This is a genomic window from Mycolicibacterium sp. CBM1 (assembly GCF_054073305.1).
Genome location: NZ_JBSXPP010000003.1, coordinates 246,847 through 269,814 on the forward strand (window position 1 = coordinate 246,847; position 22,968 = coordinate 269,814).

27 protein-coding genes are annotated in these 22,968 nt (G+C 65.9%); 12 read left to right on the plus strand and 15 right to left on the minus strand.

The features are described from left to right. Positions 1-11 precede the first annotated feature (11 nt). The 3 genes from ACXDF8_RS05670 to ACXDF8_RS05680 all read right to left on the minus strand — a co-directional run bounded on the left by ACXDF8_RS05670 (position 12) and on the right by ACXDF8_RS05680 (position 2,580). Positions 12-1,460 (minus strand): cytochrome ubiquinol oxidase subunit I, encoded by a 1,449-nt coding sequence (locus ACXDF8_RS05670; RefSeq protein WP_457222265.1) that lies wholly within the window; start codon positions 1,458-1,460, stop codon positions 12-14. 116 nt (positions 1,461-1,576) lie between these two features. After that, positions 1,577-2,152, minus strand: coding sequence for an HdeD family acid-resistance protein (locus ACXDF8_RS05675; protein ID WP_457222266.1), 576 nt, complete (start codon positions 2,150-2,152; stop codon positions 1,577-1,579). Positions 2,153-2,256: 104 nt separating this feature from the next. Continuing rightward, the gene (locus ACXDF8_RS05680) at positions 2,257-2,580 is read right to left on the minus strand and encodes a hypothetical protein (RefSeq protein WP_457222267.1); all 324 of its coding nucleotides are present in this window, start codon (positions 2,578-2,580) and stop codon (positions 2,257-2,259) included. A 157-nt stretch (positions 2,581-2,737) separates the two neighbouring features. Here ACXDF8_RS05680 and ACXDF8_RS05685 point away from each other — a divergent pair, with 157 nt between their 5' ends. From ACXDF8_RS05685 to ACXDF8_RS05710, 6 genes are read left to right on the plus strand one after another with little or no spacing between them, the layout of a single operon-like run. Continuing rightward, positions 2,738-3,664, plus strand: coding sequence for an ABC transporter substrate-binding protein (locus tag ACXDF8_RS05685; RefSeq protein WP_457222268.1), 927 nt, complete (start codon positions 2,738-2,740; stop codon positions 3,662-3,664). A 5-nt stretch (positions 3,665-3,669) separates the two neighbouring features. Beyond that, positions 3,670-4,602, plus strand: a complete 933-nt coding sequence (locus tag ACXDF8_RS05690; RefSeq protein ID WP_457222269.1) for an amino acid ABC transporter permease — start codon at positions 3,670-3,672, stop codon at positions 4,600-4,602. A gap of 11 nt (positions 4,603-4,613) precedes the next feature. After that, on the plus strand, positions 4,614-5,366 hold the full coding sequence (locus ACXDF8_RS05695) for an amino acid ABC transporter ATP-binding protein (RefSeq protein ID WP_457222377.1): 753 nt from the start codon (positions 4,614-4,616) through the stop codon (positions 5,364-5,366). Positions 5,367-5,372: 6 nt separating this feature from the next. Continuing rightward, complete coding sequence (macS, locus tag ACXDF8_RS05700; protein ID WP_457222270.1) at positions 5,373-6,503, plus strand: MacS family sensor histidine kinase; 1,131 nt, start codon at positions 5,373-5,375, stop codon at positions 6,501-6,503. Positions 6,504-6,516: 13 nt separating this feature from the next. Beyond that, positions 6,517-7,143: a response regulator gene (locus ACXDF8_RS05705; RefSeq protein ID WP_457222378.1), complete on the plus strand. Its 627-nt coding sequence runs from the start codon at positions 6,517-6,519 to the stop codon at positions 7,141-7,143. Between the two features lie 51 nt (positions 7,144-7,194). Next, positions 7,195-8,949: a DUF2339 domain-containing protein gene (locus ACXDF8_RS05710; RefSeq protein WP_457222271.1), complete on the plus strand. Its 1,755-nt coding sequence runs from the start codon at positions 7,195-7,197 to the stop codon at positions 8,947-8,949. On the opposite strand, the gene ACXDF8_RS05715 is transcribed toward ACXDF8_RS05710, so the two are convergent. The 3 genes from ACXDF8_RS05715 to ACXDF8_RS05725 form a co-directional block, all read right to left on the minus strand. Then, positions 8,931-10,196: an adenylate/guanylate cyclase domain-containing protein gene (locus ACXDF8_RS05715; protein WP_457222272.1), complete on the minus strand. Its 1,266-nt coding sequence runs from the start codon at positions 10,194-10,196 to the stop codon at positions 8,931-8,933. The two genes, ACXDF8_RS05710 and ACXDF8_RS05715, sit on opposite strands and share 19 nt — an antisense overlap. 81 nt (positions 10,197-10,277) lie before the next feature. Next, a complete protein-coding gene (speB, locus tag ACXDF8_RS05720) occupies positions 10,278-11,231 on the minus strand; it encodes an agmatinase (RefSeq protein ID WP_457222273.1) in 954 nt (317 codons plus the stop codon). Further along, positions 11,228-12,679, minus strand: a complete 1,452-nt coding sequence (locus tag ACXDF8_RS05725) for a purine-cytosine permease family protein (protein ID WP_457222274.1) — start codon at positions 12,677-12,679, stop codon at positions 11,228-11,230. Before ACXDF8_RS05725 ends, speB begins: the two co-directional genes overlap by 4 nt. Before the next feature lie 35 nt (positions 12,680-12,714). On the opposite strand from ACXDF8_RS05725, the gene ACXDF8_RS05730 reads away from it, so the two are divergent. The 6 genes from ACXDF8_RS05730 (at position 12,715) to ACXDF8_RS05755 (ending at position 17,287) form a co-directional block, all read left to right on the plus strand. Further along, complete coding sequence (locus ACXDF8_RS05730) at positions 12,715-14,292, plus strand: PucR family transcriptional regulator (protein ID WP_457222275.1); 1,578 nt, start codon at positions 12,715-12,717, stop codon at positions 14,290-14,292. Between the two features lie 50 nt (positions 14,293-14,342). Then, complete coding sequence (locus ACXDF8_RS05735) at positions 14,343-15,140, plus strand: nitrilase-related carbon-nitrogen hydrolase (RefSeq protein WP_457222276.1); 798 nt, start codon at positions 14,343-14,345, stop codon at positions 15,138-15,140. 7 nt (positions 15,141-15,147) lie between these two features. Beyond that, positions 15,148-15,399 (plus strand): hypothetical protein, encoded by a 252-nt coding sequence (locus ACXDF8_RS05740; RefSeq protein WP_457222277.1) that lies wholly within the window; start codon positions 15,148-15,150, stop codon positions 15,397-15,399. A 258-nt stretch (positions 15,400-15,657) separates the two neighbouring features. Then, on the plus strand, positions 15,658-15,927 hold the full coding sequence (locus tag ACXDF8_RS05745) for a hypothetical protein (RefSeq protein WP_457222278.1): 270 nt from the start codon (positions 15,658-15,660) through the stop codon (positions 15,925-15,927). A gap of 36 nt (positions 15,928-15,963) precedes the next feature. Beyond that, entirely contained in the window at positions 15,964-16,530 is a 567-nt protein-coding gene (locus tag ACXDF8_RS05750; RefSeq protein WP_457222279.1) for a TetR/AcrR family transcriptional regulator, read from the plus strand. A 97-nt stretch (positions 16,531-16,627) separates the two neighbouring features. After that, positions 16,628-17,287 (plus strand): biliverdin-producing heme oxygenase, encoded by a 660-nt coding sequence (locus ACXDF8_RS05755; protein WP_457222280.1) that lies wholly within the window; start codon positions 16,628-16,630, stop codon positions 17,285-17,287. Between the two features lie 6 nt (positions 17,288-17,293). On the opposite strand, the gene ACXDF8_RS05760 is transcribed toward ACXDF8_RS05755, so the two are convergent. The 9 genes from ACXDF8_RS05760 to ACXDF8_RS05800 all read right to left on the minus strand — a co-directional run bounded on the left by ACXDF8_RS05760 (position 17,294) and on the right by ACXDF8_RS05800 (position 22,964). Further along, complete coding sequence (locus ACXDF8_RS05760; RefSeq protein WP_457222281.1) at positions 17,294-17,659, minus strand: heme-binding protein; 366 nt, start codon at positions 17,657-17,659, stop codon at positions 17,294-17,296. Next, complete coding sequence (locus tag ACXDF8_RS05765; RefSeq protein ID WP_457222282.1) at positions 17,656-18,396, minus strand: phosphatase PAP2 family protein; 741 nt, start codon at positions 18,394-18,396, stop codon at positions 17,656-17,658. Before ACXDF8_RS05765 ends, ACXDF8_RS05760 begins: the two co-directional genes overlap by 4 nt. A gap of 264 nt (positions 18,397-18,660) precedes the next feature. Then, positions 18,661-19,008, minus strand: a complete 348-nt coding sequence (locus ACXDF8_RS05770; protein ID WP_457222283.1) for a hypothetical protein — start codon at positions 19,006-19,008, stop codon at positions 18,661-18,663. Further along, positions 19,005-19,319, minus strand: a complete 315-nt coding sequence (locus ACXDF8_RS05775) for a hypothetical protein (protein ID WP_457222284.1) — start codon at positions 19,317-19,319, stop codon at positions 19,005-19,007. The genes ACXDF8_RS05770 and ACXDF8_RS05775 overlap by 4 nt, the downstream gene beginning before the upstream one ends. Positions 19,320-19,321: 2 nt before the next feature. Continuing rightward, positions 19,322-20,197, minus strand: coding sequence for a phage major capsid protein (locus ACXDF8_RS05780; RefSeq protein ID WP_457222285.1), 876 nt, complete (start codon positions 20,195-20,197; stop codon positions 19,322-19,324). A gap of 113 nt (positions 20,198-20,310) precedes the next feature. Next, entirely contained in the window at positions 20,311-20,517 is a 207-nt protein-coding gene (locus ACXDF8_RS05785; protein WP_457222286.1) for a hypothetical protein, read from the minus strand. Positions 20,518-20,595: 78 nt separating this feature from the next. After that, the gene (locus tag ACXDF8_RS05790; protein ID WP_457222287.1) at positions 20,596-21,057 is read right to left on the minus strand and encodes a hypothetical protein; all 462 of its coding nucleotides are present in this window, start codon (positions 21,055-21,057) and stop codon (positions 20,596-20,598) included. 207 nt (positions 21,058-21,264) lie between these two features. Next, a complete protein-coding gene (locus ACXDF8_RS05795) occupies positions 21,265-21,603 on the minus strand; it encodes a hypothetical protein (protein ID WP_457222288.1) in 339 nt (112 codons plus the stop codon). Beyond that, positions 21,600-22,964 carry a phage portal protein gene (locus ACXDF8_RS05800; protein WP_457222289.1) on the minus strand — a complete coding sequence of 455 codons (1,365 nt, stop codon included), beginning with the start codon at positions 22,962-22,964 and terminating at the stop codon, positions 21,600-21,602. The genes ACXDF8_RS05795 and ACXDF8_RS05800 overlap by 4 nt, the downstream gene beginning before the upstream one ends. Positions 22,965-22,968: the final 4 nt, after the last annotated feature.

The window sequence follows — 22,968 nt, forward strand, 5'->3', positions numbered from 1 at the left end:
TCACAAGCTCCTCAGTAGGCGAATGACAGGGGGGCGACCTCGTCGTCACCCGGGGGTGCGGGCGGGGCCGGCTCGGAGTCATGTTCCTGCGGCCCGGCTTCCACGTAGCGGCGGATCAGGTAGAACCAGATCACCGCGAGCAGCGCGTAGATAAGCGTGAAGGAGATCAGCGACACCCACACCAGGGCGGGACCGTGCAGCGAAACACCTTGGCGCACGGTGAGTCTGACCAACTGGTCGCCGTCGGGATTGGGCGCCACCACCCAGGGCTGGCGCCCCATCTCGGTGAACACCCAGCCCGAGATGGAGGCCAGGAATGGGGTCGGGATGGTCCACACCGCGAAGCGGGAGAACCAGCGGCTGCCGGGTGTGCGGCCCCCGCGGGTGAGCCACAACGTGGTCAGCGCGAACAGCAGCGGCACGGCCAACAGGCCGATCATGGCGCGGAACGACCAGTAGGTGACGAACAGGTTCGGGACGTACCACTCGGGGCCGAACTTCTGCTCGTATTGCTGCTGAAGGTCTTTGGTGCCCTGCAGAGTCACCCCGGTGAGCTTGCCCTCGGCGAGGAAGGGCAGCACATAGGGCACCTCGATGACGCGGGTGATGCTGTCACAGTTGTTGTGGGTGCCGACGGTCAGCACCGAGAAGCCGGGATCGGTCTCGGTGTGGCACAGGGACTCGGCGGCGGCCATCTTCATCGGTTGTTGGTGGAACATCAGCTTGCCCTGCACGTCACCGGTGAAGAACAGCCCGACGCAGGCGGCCAGCGCCACCAGTGAACCCAGGATCGCGCCGGGGCGGTAAAGGGCGGTGGCATCGGGAGTTGCCTTGGCGCGCACCATCCACCATGCGCACACCGCGGCCACGAACGTCGCGGCGGTCAGGAAGGATGCGGCGACGGCGTGCCAGAACGCGGCGACCCCGGTGTTGTTGGTGAACAGCTCGGTGATGCTCTGCAGTTCGGCACGCCCGGTGGCGGGGTTGAAGCGGGTGCCGACCGGGTGCTGCATGAACGAGTTGGCCGTGATGATGAAGAACGCGGACAGGTTCACCGCGAGCGCCACCAACCAGATCGAGGTCAGGTGCAGCCATTTCGGCAGCCGGGTCCAACCGAAGATCCACAGACCGATGAAGGTGGACTCCAGGAAGAACGCGACGAGCCCCTCCAGTGCGAGGGGGGCGCCGAAGACGTCGCCGACGAACCGGGAGTACTCGCTCCAGTTCATCCCGAACTGGAACTCCTGGACGATGCCGGTGGCGACGCCGATGGCGAAGTTGATCAGGAAGACCTTCCCGAAGAACTTCGTCATCCGGTACCAAGCCGAATTGCCGGTCGCCACCCAGATCGTCTGCATCACAGCGATCAGCGGCGCGAGACCGATGGTCAGCGGAACAAAGATGAAGTGATAGACCGTCGTGATTCCGAATTGCCATCGGGACACGTCAAGAGCACTCATACCCGCACACCCCAGAGATACGGAAGGCGTGGATCGCCTATCTACGACAGAGTGTAGTAGCGATCCACGCCTGATCCGCTAGGGGCTTTTGGCCCATGTGACCAGAGTCAACCGGACTAAACCGCTCCGATGCGGTCGCTGAGCTTCTTGGAGGCCTTGCGGATCCCAAAGGACGCGACGACCTCGAAGACGCCGATGACCACCAGCCAGATACCGACCACGATGGTCAGCGTCGCCAGCGACGGGAACGGTGACGCCAGCACGACGATGCCGGCGATCAGGCTGATGACGCCCACGAAGATCTCCCACCCACGGCCGGGAGTTTCGGGGTCACTGATCGCCGACACCGCGACCGCGACGCCGCGGAAGATGAACCCGATGCCGATCCAGATAGCCAGCAGCAGTATCGAGTTCTCGATGCTGCGGAAGCACAGCACCGCCAGGATGAGTGCCGCGGCGCCGCTGATGAACAGCAGCACCCGGCCGCCGGCCGAGACGTGCAGCGTGAACGCGTGGAACACCTGCGTAATGCCGGTGACCAGGAGGTAGGCGCCGAAGAAGATCGCCGCCACCAGGATCGAGATGCCGGGCCACAGGAGGACCAGGGCGCCGAGGACGAGGGACAGGATCCCCGACAGCAGGACCGATTTCCACAGGTGCGGTAACAACGGTGGGGCGGAGGTGGTTGTCATGCCGGAAGTGTTGCATAGCGGCGCCGCCAGCAGCGGAATTTGGGCACTGGAACGCGGCTATTGAGGTCTTAGGTCCCGGCGCAGGAATGGCGGCGGGCGACGGCCTAGTGTTCGTCGTCCTCCCGGGGGCGCTTCGACAGCGACAAGCGGTAGATGAGCGTGATGAGTCCGAAGATGAGCAGGGCGGCGAACAGGTCTGCCCATTGGAACGGATAGAACACACCGTCGATCGAGAGGACCAGGACGGTTTCGACGAGACCGAATGCCAGAAAGAACGCGCCGACGTAGCGGCGCCTGGCGGAACGGTGCAGCCGAGTACGTCGCACTTCGACCATCAGGCTCAGCAGGAGCACCGGCAGAACCTGGGCGAGGGTCGCCGCGGTCGGGCCGTCCATTACGACGAAGTGGATTCGACTCAGATCTGGCACGGCGGGCCAGATTAGCTGCCCCGTCTGTGGATCCGCTGCCAGATGGTTACGCCTCCACTACTGTTCCGTTACCGGTAGTACAAACGCCGAACCAGGGCATTAGTTTCGGGCGGGAAGCCCGGATGCAGTCGAGAGAAGTCAACAGAAAGAGGCAACCGTGGTTACTGGATGTCAAGATCGTCGCGGGGCGAAATTCTGGTGGCGCGCCGCCGGAGTGGTCGCTATCGCGGGTGCGCTGACGCTCTCGGGCTGCAGCAGCAAGAGCGAGACCAGCGCCGGCCCGTCGACGTCGACCACGGCTGCCAAGGCCCAGAAGGTCGAGGAGATCGCGGCCACCGTCCCCGACGACATCAAGAAGTCGGGCAAGCTCATCGTCGGCGTGAACATTCCCTACGCGCCCAACGAGTTCAAGGACTCCAGCGGCAAGATCGTCGGCTTCGACGTGGACCTGATGAACGCCATCGCCTCGACGCTCGGGCTGACCGCTGAGTACCGCGAATCCGACTTCGCCAAGATCATCCCGTCCATTCAGGGCGGCACCTACAACGTCGGCATGTCGTCGTTCACCGACACCAAGGAACGCCAGGCCTCGGTGGACTTCGTTGACTACTTCAACGCCGGCATCCTGTGGGCACAGCGCCCGGGTTCGCCGATCGATCCCAAGAATGCCTGCGGCAAGAAGGTCGCCGTGCAGGCGACCACCACCGAGGAGACCGATGAACTGCCGGCCAAGAGCAAGGCGTGCACCGACGCCGGCAAGCCGGCCATCGAAATCCTGAAGTTCGACGGACAGGACGCCGCCACCAATGCGGTGATCCTCGGTCAGGCAGACGCCATGTCAGCGGACTCGCCGGTGACCGCGTACGCGATCAAGCAGAGCAACGGCAAGCTCGAAGCCGCGGGCGAGATCAGCGACGCCGCCCCCTACGGCTGGCCGGTGGCCAAGGGCTCGCCGCTGGCGGTCTCGCTGCAGAAGGCGTTGCAGCACCTCATCGACACCGGTGACTACAAGACGATCGCCGCCAACTGGGGTGTCGAGGCCGGCATGATCGACAAGCCCGTCATCAACGGCGCGACCAGCTGACCGATATGACTGTTGACGAGTCGGCCCCATCCACCAGCCCAGCGGCGATCGACGCGGTTCCGCTGCGTCACCCCTGGCGGTGGGTGGGGGCGGCCGTCATCATCGTGTTGGTCGGGCTGTTCCTGTACGGGGCGGCCACCAATCCGGCCTACGGCTGGTCCACCTACGCCGACTATCTCTTCAACGACCGCATCATGCTCGGGGTGTTCAACACCCTGCAGCTGACCGTCTACGCGATGGCGCTGGGCATCGTGCTCGGCGTGGTGATGTCGGTGATGCGGCTCTCGCCTAACCCGGTGTTCCGGTCGGTGTCGTGGGTGTTCCTCTGGATCTTTCGCGGCACACCGGTCTACGTGCAGCTGGTGTTCTGGGGCCTGATCCCGACGATCTACCAAAACATCCAGCTCGGGGTGCCGTTCGGGCCGACTTTTTTTCACCTGAATCTGCAGAGCCTGTCCATCCCGTTCCTGCTCGCCGTGATCGGGCTGGGCCTCAACGAGGCGGCCTACATGGCCGAGATCATCCGCGCCGGAATCACTTCGGTGCCCGAGGGGCAGTCCGAAGCGTCGACCGCACTGGGTATGTCGTGGGGAATGACGATGCGCCGCACCGTACTTCCCCAAGCGATGCGGGTGATCATTCCGCCGACGGGCAACGAGGTCATCAGCATGCTGAAGACCACGTCGCTGGTCACCGCCGTGCCGTACTCCTACGACCTGTACAGCATCGCCTCGCGCGAGATCGCGGCCAGGACGTTCGAGCCGGTGCCGCTGCTGTTGGTCGCCGCCAGTTGGTACCTGGTGGTGACCAGTCTGCTGATGGTCGGGCAGTTCTACCTCGAGAGGTACTTCTCGCGTGGCATCTCTCGCAAGCTGACGTCCAAACAGCTGGAGGCACTGGCCAAGGCACAGACCGGCGCGGAGGCGGGACACGTATGACAGTCGAACCGATGGTGCGCGCCGAGATGGTGTGTAAGGACTTCGGTGCGCTGCAGGTGCTCAAGGGAGTCACCCTGTCGGTGGAGCGCGGTCAGGTGCTGGTGCTCGTCGGACCGTCCGGCTCCGGCAAATCGACGTTCCTGCGGTGCATCAACCATCTGGAGAATGTCAGTGCCGGCCGCCTGTACGTCGACGGATCCCTGATCGGCTACCGCGAAGGCAACGGCAAGCTCTACGAGATGCCGCCGCGCGAGGCGGCCAAACAACGCCGTGACATCGGGATGGTCTTCCAGCACTTCAACCTGTTCCCGCACCGCACCGCGCTGGACAACATCACCGAGGCCCCCGTTCATGTCAAGGGCGTGAAGAGGGCCGCTGCACTCGAGCGGGCCCGCGACTTGCTGAACCAGGTCGGGCTCGGCGACAAGGCCGATGCCTACCCGGCGCAGCTCTCCGGTGGCCAGCAGCAGCGCGTCGCAATCGCCCGCGCGCTTGCGATGGATCCGAAGCTGATGCTGTTCGACGAGCCGACGTCCGCGCTGGACCCCGAACTCGTCGGCGAAGTGCTCGCCGTGATGAAGAAGCTCGCCAGCGAGGGTATGACGATGGTGGTGGTGACCCACGAGATGGGCTTCGCCCGCGAGGTCGCCGACCAGCTGGTGTTCATGGACGGCGGGGTTATCGTCGAGAGTGGCGCGCCGCGTGAGGTTTTGAGCAACCCGCAGCACGACCGCACCAAGGCATTCCTGTCGAAAGTTATGTAGCGCAGCGTGCCGTCCACCGCGGACCCAACGACGCCGCTGTGGCGCGCGGCGCAGGTGTTCCGGCTGCTCAGTTACGGGTACGCGGTTTATTTCCAGCTCACCCGTAGCGGCGAACTCGAGCGGCCCGCCCTGGGCTGGGTGTTGTTCGGTCTGCTGAGCGGGTGGACGCTGGCGTGTGCGGTGGCCTATCTGCAGGGCTTCGGCCGGCGCGCGGGCTGGGTGCTGGCCGAGGTCGTGGTCGTGGTGGCGTTGATGCTGGGCACCGAGCTGGTGGCCAGCGACCAGTGGGTGGCCGACAATCAGTCGTTACCCACCACGCTGTGGGCCACCAACGCGACGATCTCGGCGGCGATCCTTCTGGGGCCGGTGGCCGGCATGGTGACCGGGGCAGTGGTGGTGGCCACCGCCGCGGCGATGAAGGGCCAGGTCAATCTGGATCTAGGCCGCAATGCCTCGATCGTGATCGAGCTGGCGGTCGGGTTGGCAGTCGGCATGGCCGCCCAGACCGCCCGGCGTGCGCATGCCGAACTCGAACGAGCCGTGCGGCTTTCGGCTGCGCTGGACGAACGGGAGCGGTTGTCGCGCCAGGTGCACGACGGTGTGCTCCAGGTGCTCGCTTTGGTGGCCAAGAAGGGTCGCGAACTGGGCGGGCCGGCCGCCGAACTGGGCGACCTGGCCGGCCAGCAGGAACGCGCATTGCGGCGGCTGATCTCCACTGCCGGTCCTGAGCCGGATGCCGGCGTCGTCGACCTGCGAACGCTGCTGGCGCGCCGCGAGTCCGACCGGGTTTCGCTGAGCCTGCCCGGCACCGCGGTGCCGCTGGATGCGACGGTAGCCGCCGAACTGGATGCCGCGGTGGGCAACGCGCTGGACAATGTGGCCGCCCACGCCGGAGCGGATGCGCGGGCCTATGTGTTCCTCGAGGACCTGGGCGAGTCTGTCACCGTGACCGTGCGCGACGACGGTGCCGGCATCCCGCCCGGCCGGCTCGAAGAGGCCGCCGGGCAGGGCCGGGTGGGAGTATCCAAATCGATTGTGGGAAGACTGGATTCACTGGGCGGTAGCGCCACATTGTCCAGTGACGACGGTGGGACCGAGTGGGAACTGAGCGTGCCGAAGGGAGCCGGCGGTGGCTGAGCCTACGACGGTGATGGTGGTCGACGACCACCCGATCTGGCGTGACGCGGTGGCTCGCGACCTCGCCGACGACGGGTTCGACGTGGTCGCCACCGCCGACGGAGTGGCCTCGGCGCGCCGACGGGCCGCCGTGGTGCGGCCAGCGGTAGTGCTGATGGACATGCGTCTGGGCGACGGCGACGGCGCGCAGGCCACCACCGCGGTGCTGGAGGTGTCGCCGACCTCGCGGGTGCTGGTGCTGTCGGCATCCGACGAGCGCGACGACGTCCTGGAAGCGGTCAAGGCCGGCGCCATCGGATACCTGGTCAAGAGTGCGTCCCGCGCCGAGCTGACCGAGGCCGTACACGCGACCGCGGCTGGCCGGGCGGTCTTCACCCCGGGGCTGGCGGGCCTGGTGCTGGGGGAGTATCGCCGCATCGCCAAGAATCCCGGCTCCACTCCCAGCCTGACCGAGCGAGAGACGGAGGTTTTGCGTTATGTGGCAAAGGGGTTGACGGCCAAACAGATCGCCGCCAAGCTCTCGCTGAGTCACCGGACGGTGGAGAACCACGTCCAGGCGACGTTCCGCAAGCTGCAGGTCGTCAATCGGGTGGAGTTGGCCCGCTACGCCATCGAACACGGGCTCGACGACCAGCCGTAGTCGGGTAGTACTACTCATCCGCATCGGGTCCCGGCTGGCGACGATGAGTGTATGACCGATTCGCAGCGTGCCGTGCTGGCACGGCTGGCCCAGGAATTCGCCGCCGTGTCCAGCCAGATGGCCCGGATCTCAGCGGCGTTCGCCGAACTCGATCGGGTCAGCGGACCCCCGCCAGTGCCTGCCCCCGTAGCTCAGCCTGTGGCTCGGCCGTACTGGCCGCCACCGCCGCCGCCGGTGGTTGCGCAGCAGCGACCGTCGGTGGTTGTGCGGGATCCGGATCGGAGCTGGATCGGGAAGGCCCTCGCGGTGGCCGGGGTGGCGGTCACGCTCGTCGGGGTGGTGCTGTTGCTGGTCCTTGCCGCGCAGGCGGGACTGTTGCGGCCGGAGCTGCGGGTGGCGGCAGGCGCCGCGTTGGCCGCGGCGCTGGTGGGGGTCGCGGTGCGGCTGCACGCCCGCGCGGGTGGGCGGGTCGGCGCCATTGCGCTGAGCGCCACAGGCATTGCCGCCGCCTATCTGGACCTCATGGCTGTCACGACGATCTACCACTGGGTGGCCGCACCGGTGGCCCTGGCGATCGGCGCGCTCGTCGGTGGCAGCGGGCTGAGCCTGGCGCGGCGGTGGGGGTCGCAGGAGCTGGCGGTGTTGGTGTTGGTGCCCTTGGTGGTGTTGGCGCCGTTCATCACCGACGGGCTCACGCTGCTACTCATCGGCTTCATGATGGCGTTGTCGGCCGCCGCGCTGCTCGTGCAGATCGGCCGGGACTGGTTGTGGATGCACGTCGCGCGCACCGCCGCGGTGACGGTGCCGCTGCTCTTCGCGCTGCTGGCGGCCCACTTCGGATCGAGCGAGGACGCCTGGCTGCTGGGCGCCGCGGCGGGGCTGGGCGCTCTGCTGGCCGTGATCGGAGCGCTGGTGTTGTTGCCGTCGACGGGTAACCGGGTGGCGATGGCATTGGTGTCGGTCACCGGGTTCAGTCCGGCACTGGTAGCGGGGATCGCGGTGGATCGCTGGCTCGCGGCGCTGCTCGCGGCCGCGCTGTCGGCGGCATTGCTGGCGATCGTCCTGATTTCGGAGCGGCTGCCCGGCGTGCCCGGTGTGGTCAAGCAGGTGTGGTCGGCGACGTCGGCGGTGGCCGCCCTGCTGGCGATCACGGTCGCGTTCCGCGGAGAGTTGGCCTCCCCGGTGCTGCTGGCGTTGGCCGCAGTCGTCGCGGTGACCGCCCGTCGTGATGTTGTCGGACGTTGGGCTGCAACGGGATTGGGGATTGTCGGCGCGGCGATGTTCGTGCACCAGGTGCCCCCGGAGCTGCTGACCAACGGCGTGAGCGTGCCGGTCGGGACTGCGGTGTCCACCCTGGCGGCCAGCGTGCTGCTGGCGGCGTGGGCCGGGTCTGTGGCGCGGTCGTGGTCCGGGCGGGAGTTCGGCGCGGCCTGGGTCGCAGCCGGATTGGCGACGGTGTACGCCGTGACCGCGTTCACCGTCACCGCCGGTGTGCTGATCGGCGGTCCGCAGAACGGCTTCCTGGCCGGCCACATGGCCGCGACGATCTGCTGGATCGCCTCGGCGGCCGGCCTGTTTGCCGCCGCGCTGCGGATGGTGCGGCCCGAACAGCGCACCGGTCCGATCGCCGCCGGTCTGGTGCTGACCGCCGCCGCGATGAGCAAGCTGTTCCTGTTCGATCTGGGCACCCTCGACGGAATCTTCCGGGTGGTTGCGTTCATCGTCGTCGGCCTGGTGCTGTTGGCGATGGGCACCGGCTACGCCCGCAGCCTGGCCGCCCGGGGTGATCAAATCCGAGAACCGTAAGGCGTGATCGCCTCCGCCGGTCGATCGCTGTCCGGGGCGGGCGCGGGTTTGCGGCCGACGAGATACCAGGTCCGCATCACGCCCTTGCCCTTGACTTCGACCTCGCCGCGTTCCTCCAGCCGGAAGTCGTCCCGTAGGCGTTCGTAGACGTCGTGCGGCACCTGGATGCGGCCCTCGGGATCGGTGGACTCCATCCGGGAGGCGACGTTGACCGCGTCGCCCCACACGTCGTAGAAGAAGCGGCGTGCACCGACCACTCCGGCGACCACCGGGCCCGAGGCCATGCCCATCCGTAGCGGCACCGGTTGGCCGTTGGGGTCGCGCAGGTCGCGTACCGCGCGGCTCATGTCCAACGCCAGCATCGCCAGCGCCTCGACGTGGTCGGGCCGCTGCTGCGGGACGCCGCTGACCACCATGTAGGAGTCGCCGGTGGTCTTGATTTTCTCCAGACCGTGTTTGTCGACCAGCCGATCGAAGGTGGTGTAGAGCCGGTCGAGGAAGCGCACCAGTTCCGCGGGGGCGATGTGGCTGGCTCGCTCGGTGAAGCCGGCGATATCGGCGAACAGAATCGAGGCGTCGTCGTAGCGGTCGGCGATCACCCCGCGCCCGGGGTCCTTGAGCCGGGCAGCGATACTGGCCGGCAGGATGTTGGCCAGCAGCGCCTCGGAGCGTTTGTATTCGACCTCCATCGCGGCCTCGGCGCGCGCCACCTCACGCATCGCGTACCAGACCGTGGCGAACACCAGCACGCACGACGACACCGTGGTGATCACGAACCCGGAGTCGACCAGCCAGCGCGGCTGGATGCCGGTGTCGCCGGGAACCAGGAATTGCAGCCCGATCGCCAGGGCGGCACCGGTCGCGACCACCGAGGACGCCAGCACGATGTGGTCGACGCCGAGCACCAGGACGGCCAGCGACGCGGAGACCAGGTAGTAGAACTGGAAGCCGGAGTCGGTACCCACCTGCCAGCCGACGATGGTCAGCGACAGGAAGGCGACGCAGACGAACGCCAACGACGCGATGATCTCGCCGAAGCGGTGCAGCAGGGGCACCGCCACGAAGAATGCCGCGGTGCCGAGGTTGATCAGCCCGACCGACAGCAGCCGGTGGTCGGCGAGCAACTGCATTACCCCGACGACCACGGTGACCACGGCGGCGATCGCCGCAGCGATGTTGAGCACCTGCTGCGGGCGGGTGACCGACTCTGCCCAATGCTGGTTGCGGGCCGGTGGGCGGCGCTGCATGCTCTCGCAGTCCGATCGCCGGAACGGCCCCTCAGGCGGTACCGGACCTGCGCATTTCGGCACGGTCCCCACCTCGGCAGCTTATCTGTTGGCGGCGAGCACCGACAGCATCTCGTAGCCCACGTGGGCGGCGGCAATTCCGGTGATCTCGGCATGGTCGTAGGCCGGGGCCACTTCGACAATGTCGGCGCCCACTACATTCAGCCCGACCAGTCCCCGCAGGGTGTTGAGCAGTTCACGGGAGGTCAGCCCGCCCGCCTCGGGGGTGCCGGTGCCGGGGGCGTGGGCCGGATCCAATACGTCGATGTCGATGGAGACGTACACCGGTCCGCCGTCGAGCCGCTTGCGCATCCGCTCGACAATGCTTGCCACACCGTCGAATTCGTAATCGTCAGAGCGGATCACCTGGAAGCCGAGCACCGCGTCGTCCTCCAGGTCGGTCTTGCTGTACAGCGGCCCCCGGATGCCCATGTGCAGCGAGCGTTCCATGTCGATCAGCCCCTCTTCGCTGGCCCGGCGGAACGGGGTGCCGTGGGTGTAGGGCGCGCCGAAATAGGTGTCCCAGGTGTCGAGGTGGGCGTCGAAATGCAGCACGGCCACCGGCCCGTGGTCGCGGGCCAGTGAGCGCAGGATGGGCAGCGCGATGGTGTGATCGCCGCCGATCGTGAGCACCGTCGACCCGTCCTTACGCAGGTCGGTCATCGCGGTGTCGATGGTCGCGATGGCCTCATCGAGGTTGAACGGGTTGACCGCGATGTCGCCGCAGTCGGCCACCTGCTGGGCAGCGAACGGCTCAACTCCCAGCGCAGGGTTGAACGGCCGCAACAGCTTGGACGCGGCCCGCACATGCGCCGGTCCGAACCGGGCGCCGGGCCGGTAGGACACCCCGCTGTCGAAGGGCACGCCGACGATGCGGACGTCGGCGCCGGGGACCTGGTCGATCCGGGGCAGCCGGGCGAAGGTGGATGGTTCGGCGTAGCGGGGATATCTGGTCGCGTCGACCGGTCCGACGGGCCCGGATGTCTGCGATGTCATTGTTCCTCCTGGGCGACGGTGCGGGCGATGGCCGACGTACTGGCCGGGTCGGCCAGCGTCGGATCGGCTGCGATCATGGCCAGCTCGCGGGTCACGTCCAGTGTGCGGGTCAGCGCCACGTAGACGATGCCGGAGACCAGCATGCCGACGACGAACGCGATGTCGACCTCGCCCATCGCGGCCGCGGCGGGGCCGACGAAGAACGGCAGGTCCACGAACGGGATCTCGGCGATCACCCCGGCCAGGAAGGCGGTCAGTCCGCGCCAGGCCCAGCTGCCGTAGATGCCGCGGGGGGTGAACAGGTCGGCGATGACGTAATGGCCGCTGCGGACGAAGAAGTAGTCGGTCAGGTTCACCGCCGTCCACGGGGCCAGCAGGTACAGCATGATCAGCAGCGTGGTGTTCAGCGCGCTGGTGGCGTTGGTCAGCATCAGGCTCATGCCGAGCCACACCACGGCCAGCCCGACGATGGTCACCACCCGCAGCCGGCGGGTCGGTGTGACCGACCGGATGGAATCGAGTGCGGTGACGACGGTCAGCATGCCGCTGTAGGCGTTGAGGCCCATCGTCGCGACCAACACCAGGGTGGAGACGACGGCCAGCACCGCGCCGAGCACCGGCACGACCTGGTTGCCGGTTTCGTTGATTCCGGACAGGGCGTCGGTGGCACCCAGATAGGTCGCCATCCAGGCGCCCACGGGGATCAGCCACGCCGGTGAGGCTGCGGCTCCGACGAACACCGAGGCGATGATCGACGACGGTTTGGTGTCGCGCGGCAGGTAGCGGCTGTAGTCCGAGACGTACGGGGCGTAGGTGATGTTGTAGGACGCCGCCACGGAAAATTGCACGAGGAACGCGACGAGGCTGAAACCGCCTGTGGTGGTGGCAGTTCCGGTGGCGCCGCCGAACATGACCCCGAACGTCAGCACCAGCCACAGCGGCAGGGATACCCAGAACAGCACCCGGAAGGTTCGGTGCAGCAGGTCGTGGCCGTAGATCGCGAGCAAGGCAGCGGCCACGGTGATGGCGACGGCCACCGCCACCGGGTTCCACCCGAAGATGGACTGCAGACCGGATTTGATGATGACGACGTCGACGACGTTGAATCCGACGAAGGTGAACAGGGTGCCGAGCAGAGGCAGCAGCACGCCGCGATACCCGAACTGGGCGCGGGACTGGATCATCTGGGGCAGCCCCAGCACCGGACCCTGGGTCGCGTGGAACGCCATGAAGATCGTCCCGAACGCGATGCCGGCCAGCCCGGCGACCACCGTCCACAGTAGGGACAGCCCGAGGCTGGGGCCGACGAAGCCGAGAGCGAGCGTGAACGGCTGGAAGTTTCCGACGAACCAGAACGGGCCCTGGTGGGAGACCTTTCCGTGGCGTTCGTCGTCGGGGACGTAGTCGATGGACCGGGCTTCAACCGCGGTCGCGGCGGTGGCGTTCACGGGGTCCTCCAAGGCGGTCTGTGGATGTGGGCTGGGTGTGGATTGCATCTCACGATCCACTGGCCGGCGTGGTCCGCACCATGGCGGAATTGTTCAATCCGTCCATTACGATTGGACAATGCGTACATTCCGCGGCGCTCGTGCTCACCGTCGCTGACGTCGCCGCCGAGCCCAGCCTGAACCTCACCGTGGTGGCCGGCGCAGAGCATCTGGCCAACGAGGTCACCTCGGCCCACGTCTCCGAACTGACCTCGCCGGGGGATTGGCTGCGAGGTGGTGAGCTGCTGATGACCGTGGGGCTGCTGCTGCCGATGCGCGCGGCGGATTGCCGCGCCTACGTCGCCGAATGCGCGACCGCCGGGGTCGCCGCCCTGGCCATCGGGCTGGGGCACGGGTTGCCCTACCGGCAGTGCCCAGAGCCGCTGGCCCGCGCCGCTCAGGACGGCGGCGTGGTGCTGCTGGCGGTCCCTGACGAGACACCGTTCATCGCGGTCACCAAGTGGGTTTTCGAGAGCATCGCCCGTCGGGAGAGCCGGGAGCTGCACGCGGCACTGGAGATCAACCGCACCCTGACCGCCGTCGCGACCAGCTCCGCACCGTTGACCGCACTGTTGTCGGCCTGGTCGACGGCCAGCGCCGCCGCCTGTGTGGTGTGCGATGCCGCCGGCCGGCTGGTCGAGGCCACGCCCGGCACCGAGCCGGGGGAGGTCAGCGCGGCGATCACCGCGGTGGACGCCGCCCGCACCTCCGGCCTGGCGTGGACGGTGGTCGACGGCTTCGAAGTTCACACCATCGGTTCGCGAATCCCGTTGGCGCATATCGCTTTGAGGGCCGACATGGATCTGCGTTCCCGCGCGGCCTCCAGTGTGCTGGTGTCACTGATCGCCGTCGACATCGAACGCCGCAACCTGTCCGGGCAGGCGCAGCGCCAGCGCCGCTCCCACATCTTCGCCCAACTGCTGCGCCCGGGCGTCAAACGGGAACGGGCACTGCAGATGCTGGCCGGAGTGGGGCTGGATCAGGCGCCGCTGCAGGTGGCCGCGATCACCGCCGACGATGCCGAAGCGCTGGCCGTCCGGCTGCAGGCCGTACTCGCCGACGCGCTGGTGCTGGTGCGCGGCGACACCGTGGAAATCGCCCATGCCGACGTGGCCCTGTTGGTCGCCGCGGTGCGCGCGCAGGCGGCGGGAGTGGCGTGCGGGATCGGGGCGGCGGTGCCGGTCGAAGAGTTGTCGGTCTCGGCCATGCAGGCCCGATCGCTGCTGCCGGTCAGCGCACGCCGGGGCCGCATCGTCACCGCCGGTGAGGGGGAGACGGTGTCGTGGCTGGTCTCGCTGGGCAGCCCGGAGGTGGTGCGCGGATTCGCCGACTCGGTGCTCGCACCACTGGACGCGCTGGAACCGCGCGAGCGTCTCGAGTTGTTGCGGACGCTGGACCAGTGGTTGCGGGTCAACGGGGCATGGGATCCGGCCGCGGCCCGGTTGTCGTTGCACCGCAACACCGTTCGCAACCGCATCGAGCGAATCGCCGCCCTCACCGGTCGGCGCCTCGACGACGGCGAGGACCGGATGGAACTGTGGCTGGCACTGAAGGCCCGCGCGGCGATGTCGTGAAGTGACGTCGTGAGGCGCCAAGGCGGGGGACGCGGGGTTAGCCTGCAGGGGTGACCCGCATCGCGTGCGCCCAGATCGATCCCACCCTCGGCGATGTCGCGGCGAACCTCGAGTTGTCGGCCGCCGCGGTGGCCGACGCCGTCGCCGCCGGCGCCCAGATCGTGGTGCTGCCCGAGCTGGCGACATCGGGCTACATGTTCGCCGACGCCGACGAGGCCAGGGCGGCGGCGCTGCGGCCCACCGACCCGGCCTTCGACACGTGGCGGGCGGCGGCGGGCGACGCGATCGTGGTCGGCGGGTTCTGCGAACTGGGCGACGACGGTCTGCTGTACAACAGCGCGCTCGCGGTGGACCGCGACGGGGTGCTGGCCGCCTATCGCAAGACCCATCTGTGGGACCGGGAGAAACTGATCTTCACCCCAGGGGACAAGCTGCCGCAGGTGCTGACCACCCGGTACGGCGCCATCGCGTTGATGGTCTGCTACGACCTGGAGTTCGGCGAGGTGACCAGGCGGGTGGCGCTCGACGGCGCGGAACTCATCGTCGCGCCGGTGAACTGGCCGCTGTTCCCGCGACCCGAGGGCGAGCGCCCCGGCGAGGTCATCACCGCGATGTCGACGGCACGGCTCAACCGGATCGCGGTCGCGGTGTGCGATCGGGCCGGGGTCGAACGCGGCCAACCGTGGACCGCGGGCACCGTCATCGTCGACCCCGACGGCTGGGTGGTCGCCAGTGCGGGCGCCGGTCCGGGCCTGGCGATCGCCGACGTCGATCTGACCGCCACCCACGACAAGACGCTCACCGAGCTGGTCGATCTGTTCACCGACCGCCGCGTGGATCTGTACTGAGCTCGCCATGGCGACCCGAGGCGTCCGGCTCTGGCACGTAGTCGCGCTGACCGCGCTGTTCTTCGGTGTTGTTCTCTTGGCTGGACTGGCGATATCTGCCACCGCATCGGGTGCCCCGTCCTGCACCAACGTCAGCCCCACCACCACGATCTGCCAGAGTCCGGGTAACGCGCAGATCACCACGACGCCCGGCACGATCGCGACGCCGAACTGGGGCTGGCCGTTCTGGGGTGGTGGGCTGATTCTCTCGATCGGCTGAGCGCCTTCGTGGGTTTGCCGCACTGTAGGCGGCGTTTGTCCGACGGTGGCCGCCCACGGTCGACGCCCGCCCGACCCGGCACCGTCGGGGGGCTTATCGGCGGCTAACGGCCGTTTGCGCGTTTTTTCGGACGATCTCTGCCAAAATGCGAGGGTACGCACTGACAGCGAACGTCCAGCCTTTCGGGGCAGCTGGTGGACACGCCGAGCCGGCAATCAGGACGGTCCGAACACTCGGCGCTCACGGATAGGAAACGACATGACATCAGGTCGCCTGACCCGGCAGATCGCACTCTTTGCTGGCGGTGCTGCGATCGTCGGGATGGGAGCATTGACCGCCTGCAGCCCGAACAACGAGAAGGAAGCGCCCTCGACGACGACCACCCCGTCCTCGTCGGCGACGCCCTCGGCGTCGCCCACCGAGAAGGCGGTCGGCCCGGGTGGCCCCAACTCGTTCTCTCCGACGGTCAATCCGGCGCCTCCCGGCGCGGTGTGCAAGGAAATCGTCGGCAACAACTGCGTCCGCTAGCCGGTCCCGGCACGCCCCGGCACTAGAGTTCGGGGCGTGCCCAGGATCAGCGCTCCCTCGGTAGAGCAGCACCGTGAACAGGTGCATCGCCGCGTCTTCGAGGCGTTCGGCGCGCTGCTGAGCGAGCACAGCGTCGATGCGGTCACCATGGCCCAGCTGGCCGCGGCGGCCGGCATCGGGCGAACGGCGATCTATCACCATTTCGCCGACAAGGAGGCGGTTGTCGTCGCCTTCGCGTCGTACGAAACCAGCCGCTACATCGAGGAACTCGAAGCTGCGTTGGCCGACGTCCGCGATCCCGCCGAGCGGCTGGCGCTCTACATCCGGCATCACCTCGATGCCGGTCAGCAGTTCCACATCGGGTCGGGCGGCCAGTTCTACGGCACGCTGTCTCCGGAGGCGATGGTCGCCATCCGTGAGCACGTGGTGGTTGTCGAGGACGTACTGCGCTCGATCCTGGCCGATGGTGTGCGGTCGGGCGCATTCGTCGTCGACGACGAAGCGGCGACCATCTCACTAATCCATGCCTGCCTCGCGCCGCGGCACCTCCCGTCGGCGCCGGTCGAGCGGTTCGTGCTGCGCGCGCTGTCCGCCTGGAGGTAGGCCCCCCAAACCTCCGGCTGCGTGTTAGTTTCCTGACATCTCGTCAGTATGATTCTGACGAGATGTCAGGAAAACTGCTACGCCAACGGAGCGGGACATGTCCATGAGCACCCAGTCGAAGTCCGGCGCCGCCACGTCGTTGTCCAGCGCGATGAAGGCGGGCTCGGCCGAGGACCACGACGCCGCCGAGCAGGCACCGTTCGTCGCCGACCTGTTGGGCGGGAAGATCAACGCCCGGGGATACGTCGACTACCTGCTGCGGTTGCGGATGGTCTACGCCGCTATCGAGGAGGCCGTCCGTGCCCGTTCCGGTGACCCACTGGTGTCTGCCGTCTATGACCCTGTGCTGGAACGGCTTTCGGCGATCGATGCCGATCTCGACCATTGGGCGCCGGGCCGGGCGCGCGGTGTGGATTCGCCGGCCGCAGCAACGTATTGCGACCGTGTTGCCGGGCTGTCATGGGGTGGCGAGCTGCTGGCGCACCACTACACCCGCTACCTCGGTGATCTGTCCGGCGGCCAGGCGATCGGGCGCATCCTCGACCGCAACTTCGGTCTGGGCGGTGCGGGGTTGGCCTTCTACGAATTCCCGGTGAAGGCCAAGCCATACAAGGACGAGTACCGTGCGCGACTCGACGGGTTGCGGCTCGACGCCGACGAGGTCGCCCGGGTGGTCGACGAGGTGCGCGTGGCCTTCCGGCTCAACCAGGCGCTGTTCGCCGAGCTCGGTGAGAACCTGACCGCCTACCGGGCGTGAGGCGGCTCAGGGCTGTCCCGGCCCGCCGTCGGGAACGGCGACGTCGCAGCGGGCGCGGAAGTCGGTGATGGGCTGGCGGATTGCCTTGATGTCGTCGTGCACCTGCGGGTTAGCGCTGAAGTAGTCCTGCACCTGTGCGCGCATCTGCTCCTTCGGCAGACCCCGCAGGCTGGTGAAGAAGTCGTTGACGTCGGGGTGGGTGAACAGATAGCCCGACAGGGAGAAGCCGACGCCGGACGTGATGCCGGCGAGGTCGGCCGAGGTGCAGTTCGGCGGCGGATCGGCGGCGGCCGGGCCGGCCGTCGCCAGCAGAGTGGCACCGGTGGCAAGGCTCACCGCGACTGCCCGGCGTGCGGAATGCGTGATGCTCATGGATCGCACTGTACGGGTTTAGGGGACCGGATAAGGGCGGCTGCGGCCAATGCGACGAGCGCTCCGCCCAAGACCATCCCGCCAACGACATCGGCGAAGATGTGTGCGCGTACATACAGCGCAAGCACCGCCACCGAGAGCACACCGGTCGCGGCGATTGCGGCGGCGGCCGCCTTGACGCGGGGGCGGCGCCCTACGGCCACACAGACCGCGATCGTTCCGAACAGGGTGGCGCTGCCGGTGACATGGCCGGAGGGGAACGAGTGGCTGTAGTAGTCGACCTGCGACCAGTCGACCACCGACCCGTCCCGCAGTTCGGCGAGGCTCGCCGGGGTGCGCCAGATCAGCGATTTGAGGGTCTGCTCGGCCGCCGCACCGGCTCCGACGGTGCCGGTGACGACCACCGCCGGCAGCACCGATCGAGCCCTGATCGCGAGCAGGATTCCACTGACGAAACCGGCGACCGCGACGTGCAGCGGCCGGCCGATATAGGCGAAGATCCCCATCGAATCACCCTGTCCCCGTTGCTCACGATGGGCGTTGAACCAGTTCCACACCGAGGTGTCCAGTGCCGTCATCCACTCGGCGTTGACCTGCAGGGCCAAGATGGCCAGGCCGCTGAACAGTCCCGCCGACAGCAGGATCAGTCCTACTCGTCCGCGGCGCACGACTGCTGCCGCTGCGAACGCTGCGGTGGAGATTGCCAGGATGGAGACGGTGGTGTCGATGGCGGTCATTGTGTCAACAACCAACAATTCTGGTGCCCTCGGTGAGATTCGAACTGTTTTCGTGTGCGCTGGTCAGAGGGTCGAAAACGGCTCTGAGCTGTGAAAAGACGTTCCGCAGCATAACGCCAGATTCCGCAGTTTTCCGAGAAAGTGTGCCCAAAATGTGCCCACGCCGGGGCGAGCTTGCCGGGGAGCAGGTCGGGCTACCGTCATTCGGCGCAGCGGTCATGGCACGCCTTGGCCTCATCTGGAGGCTTTGACTCCCCAGCAAACTCAGATTTTGACGATGGCCTCATAGTGGTGTAATCGGCCACGGAATAGGTGCCGCTCCACCTTGCCTTCTAGAAGCAATCTCGGATGGCCACCGTAGGTAAACAGAATTTGATTATCGCCACCTAGGCTCAGAGCCGTCGAGTTGGCGTTAAGTGGAATCACATATGAAAATGGCTTAATGATGAGCTGATATCGAGTATTGACGACGGAACCGCCAGCAGAGAGAGCGTCCACAGACGGAACAGGGACCACGATTGCGGGAACAGTGCCGTTGAATGTCTCGGTAATGGGGCCATTGCTGGTTTCCTTTGTCTTGCAAACAATGCCTACGCGGTCGTGGAAAATCACAGCGCTTGCTTTCGGTAGCGATTGAGTACCAACCGCTCTGTCAGCGTCCAACCGGAAAAGCCGCCACGAACCGAGACCGTGCCGATTGTGGTGGAAATCTGCTCAGGGTTAGCAACCAGCCGTGCGGCGGCAGTGGTGATTACGGCGGCAATATCGGCGTTGGGCACGCCTTCGGTAAAGCCTCCGTCGCGCGTGTACGCACGGGCGATTTGCGTCACGATGTCGGCGTGGCTCTCGGCCAGGGTGACAAGGCTCGAATCATCACCCTGGCCGAGAAAATCAGCGACCAATTGGCCGGTGACCGCAGCCACGATTACGCCTCGGTAAGTAGCGTGACGGCCTTCGCCTGCAACAGCGCGGTATCCCAGCGCGAAACAACGCGAATACCGATCGAGTCGTAGTCACCCCACGTTTGGTCAAGAATCTTGACCTCGGCGTCAACGTCGCGGGCCACAACTACCTTGGACATATCGACCAGCGCCACACGGGCCTTTGTCGAAACATTCGGAATGTTGTCGGTAATGATGACCGGCAGACCAAACAGTTGGAATGCGGTACTGCCCTGAATTCCGGTCGGGTCAAACAAATACTGACGAAAATCCTGATCCGACGTTGTACCCGGTTCAGCAATTTTGAGTTTGCGAAGCTTCGCAAACGATGCGCTGGTCATCACCATATGCGTCGGGTTGACCTTGTTGCCCTGAGCGGTCGCGATGCCGTCGATGAGGCTGTCAGCGTCGGTGAGGTCCAGGACGCCGGTCGCAATGCCGGTCTGGCGCAGGATGCCCTTGACCGTGTTGCTGGTCCCGGCACCATCCCACAGCGCGGCGTCGAGCGCGTTGGCCACGTCGGTGACCAGGCGCGTGCGCAGCACCGATTCCAGGCCGACAACGCTGGTACGGATCAGCTCGTTGGAGAGCTTCACCAGCACCTTGAGGCCCTTGAGGGTCGACGGCAACAGGGTGACCTCATCGAACGCCACGTCACCGTCGCTGATCTGTGCGCCTTCGGCGACGAACCCGGCAGTGACACCGTTGACGATGCGCGGCACCCGTACCGGGGAGCTGGAATCGAGCACGACCGGGCCAGCCGCCAGGAACGTAGACGCCTGCTCAAGCGGTTGCACGAGCAGCGAGGCGACTTGGGACTGAATCAGGGTGGAATTACCCGACGTTACTTCAATAGCCATTCTGAATATCCTTGCAGCGCAGAGGTTTTATGAGGACTCAAACCCGTGCCGCCAGGACAACGATGGGGTCGGTTCGCCAGGAACCGACCCCATCAGTGTACCCCATGGGGGTATCAATCCGTCGAGAACTCCGGGTTGATCCCCTGGTGTCGGATGGCCGAAAGCTCTTGCGCAATCGACAGCAGCGCAGCAACTTCGGCGACCTTGAGGCGCTGATCAATGCTCAGGTGGTCTACGTTGTCGAAGTAGCCCGAACTCTTACCCTCGGCGGCACCGATCGTTTTGCACAGTGAATCCCACGCGCTGTTGTAGTCGCTCATGCTGGTCTATATCCCCGTCGTCAGGTTGTTGGGTGCCGCGGGATCGCGGCCACGTAGAAAATACCGACCCAAGACGGCTCAGGTTCGGGCTTTGAGCGCGTCCAATAGCGAGAATCCCGCCGTGGCCGGTCCCCGGTTTCCCTGACCGATATCACCGGTCGGCCTGCGACTTGCCAAATGCGGTTTGGCGTCGAGCAGAGCATCTATCGCGGCGCTCAGCGCGTCGGCGTCGTCCAGGTGTTCGGCATCGAAAGCAAGGTCTGCCGGGTCGGCCAGGCGACCCGTGGCCCGCACTAGCTCGGCGTGCAACCGAGTGGCGAGCGCATCAGCACGGCTATTGGCCTGAGTGGCGTTCTGGCGGTGCTTGCCGTTCTCCGTGCGCAATTTCTCGACTACCGAGCGGGGGAAGGTCTCGGCATTCTCGTCGGTGGCCGCGTCGTCCAGGGCCACGGTTTCGGTGCCGGTTGGGGCGCCAACGGTCTGCTGGTCGTCATCGCTATCTGTCTCAATTTGCGTTGTTTCAGTGACAGTTTCACTCATCAGTGTCATCTTCCTGTTGTTGTGGTTGGTACTTGAATTTGGCCTCGGCATTTCTCAGGCCCTCTACCGCGTCGGCAAGCTGACTTGCGACGGTCAACGCCTCGTTGGGTTCCATGCGGTAGGTGGTTCCGCAAATGTGCATCGTGATCGGCCGAGTGGTGCTCGGAAAGAACTTGATACTCGGATTACCTTGTCGCGGTGAGACTCTCATCTCAACCTCTGCGTTGCGATGCGCTGGCGTTTGCGGTGTTTCTCGATCAGCTCCGCAACTTTGCGGTCGATCTCGGCGGCTTTTCGCTCGGCTTGGCGGGCACTCTGCTCGGCGTCGTATGTACTGCGGTAGCTGTCGACCTTCTTCCCGGTGTTTCGGTGGTAAATCTCTGCTGAGATTGCTGTCCCTGCTACCGCCGCACCTGCGAGCGAAATTGCTGTGATCTTGGCAGCTTTGACGGCCTTTTCGGCGGTCGATGCTCCGGTCTTGGCGAACCGACCTTTTGCGTCACGCCGGTAAACCCGGCCACTACGGGATGCGCTGATCCGACTCATTGTGTCCCGCCAGGTGTAGCCGGAATCAGTTGGCTAGCTGACGATTTCGCGTCAGCTTCCAGCATCGATAGCACGACGATTTCGGTTATATCGTCATCGCTGTAGCCCAGCTTTTTGAGGGCGAATTCCCTGGGCAGTAACCCGGCCTGAAAGAGCTTCACCACCGCGTCGGCCTCTTGGGCGATGCTGCGGGTAGATGCGTCGGCCCATTGCACTGAAATGTTGTCCACCAGCTCAGGGGCAATACCGTCACGAACGGCCACCATGAGCTTCGCGACTCGCTCCCACGACCTGCCGAACGTGCGTTGCCGGTCCTCGGCGCGGGCCGTCAGGGATGCTTCGGCGGCGCGCATCGCGTCGGCGCTGGCAGGGTTATCGGTAAAGATGCCGACATAGTGAGCGGGCAGCGCCGAGACGGCCATGATCTGACCCAAAAGCACGTTGACCGATGCCTCGTAACCGCCGAGCTCTGCGGCGGCTAATTGCCCAAATTTCGCCTCATGGTTTTCGGCGATCATTGCGCGGTTGCCCTCGGGTATCGGGTTGACCGTTTCGGTTACCGGTTGTCCTTCGTCGTCAAGTACGGGATTACCGTCCTCATCGATGACCGTGCGCTCTTCTAGCTCAATTCCAGTTGCCCAGCGTCGCGGCCTTCCAACAAACTCGCTCGTGGTCATCATATCGGCGAGCGATTTATTCAGCGCGTCGACCAACGGTTTAATATCTTCGATTTCACTAACGCCATAGTCGCTGATAATTCGGTCAGAATTTCGTAAATCAACGATGGGCACAACGCCTAGGGGATTGGGAACGTGAACTACCGGTGTGAATCCCGTCGTTGCGCCGAGATTGTTGGCCGTGTATCGCGTAATGCCCTCTGGCAGATACAAAACCGCTTCAGTGGTCGTCTCGGTCTCCCAGCGCTTTACGGCAGCGATAATCTCGCGTGTGCCGGGATCACGTAGCACGGCGATTTGCTTAGCGGATTCGACTGTGACACTTGGCCTTCCCGCCAGGTCTGCCCATACAATTACGTACGAATCTCCCAGCAACAGAGCCTCACGGTGGGCGACTCCCGAGAGCTGATCCATGTCGTTGCGCAGCCAGTCGGCCCACAGCTTTTCGTCGGAAAACCCTGTGATGCTAAGTCTTTCGCCAAGTGCGGTAACTGCTAGGCGCGGCAGATTGCTAGCCATTCGGCCGAAACGGTTACCGAGCGCTGTCTTGGATTCGGGACTCAAATACGCCAGCGGTTGAGTGCCCGTGTAATAGCGATCCAGCTCGGCATATCTGGCCAACGGTTCATTGAGTCGCTGAATAAGTTTCGTCAGCAGATCAGTTTGCGTAATTGGCGCGGTCATGGTT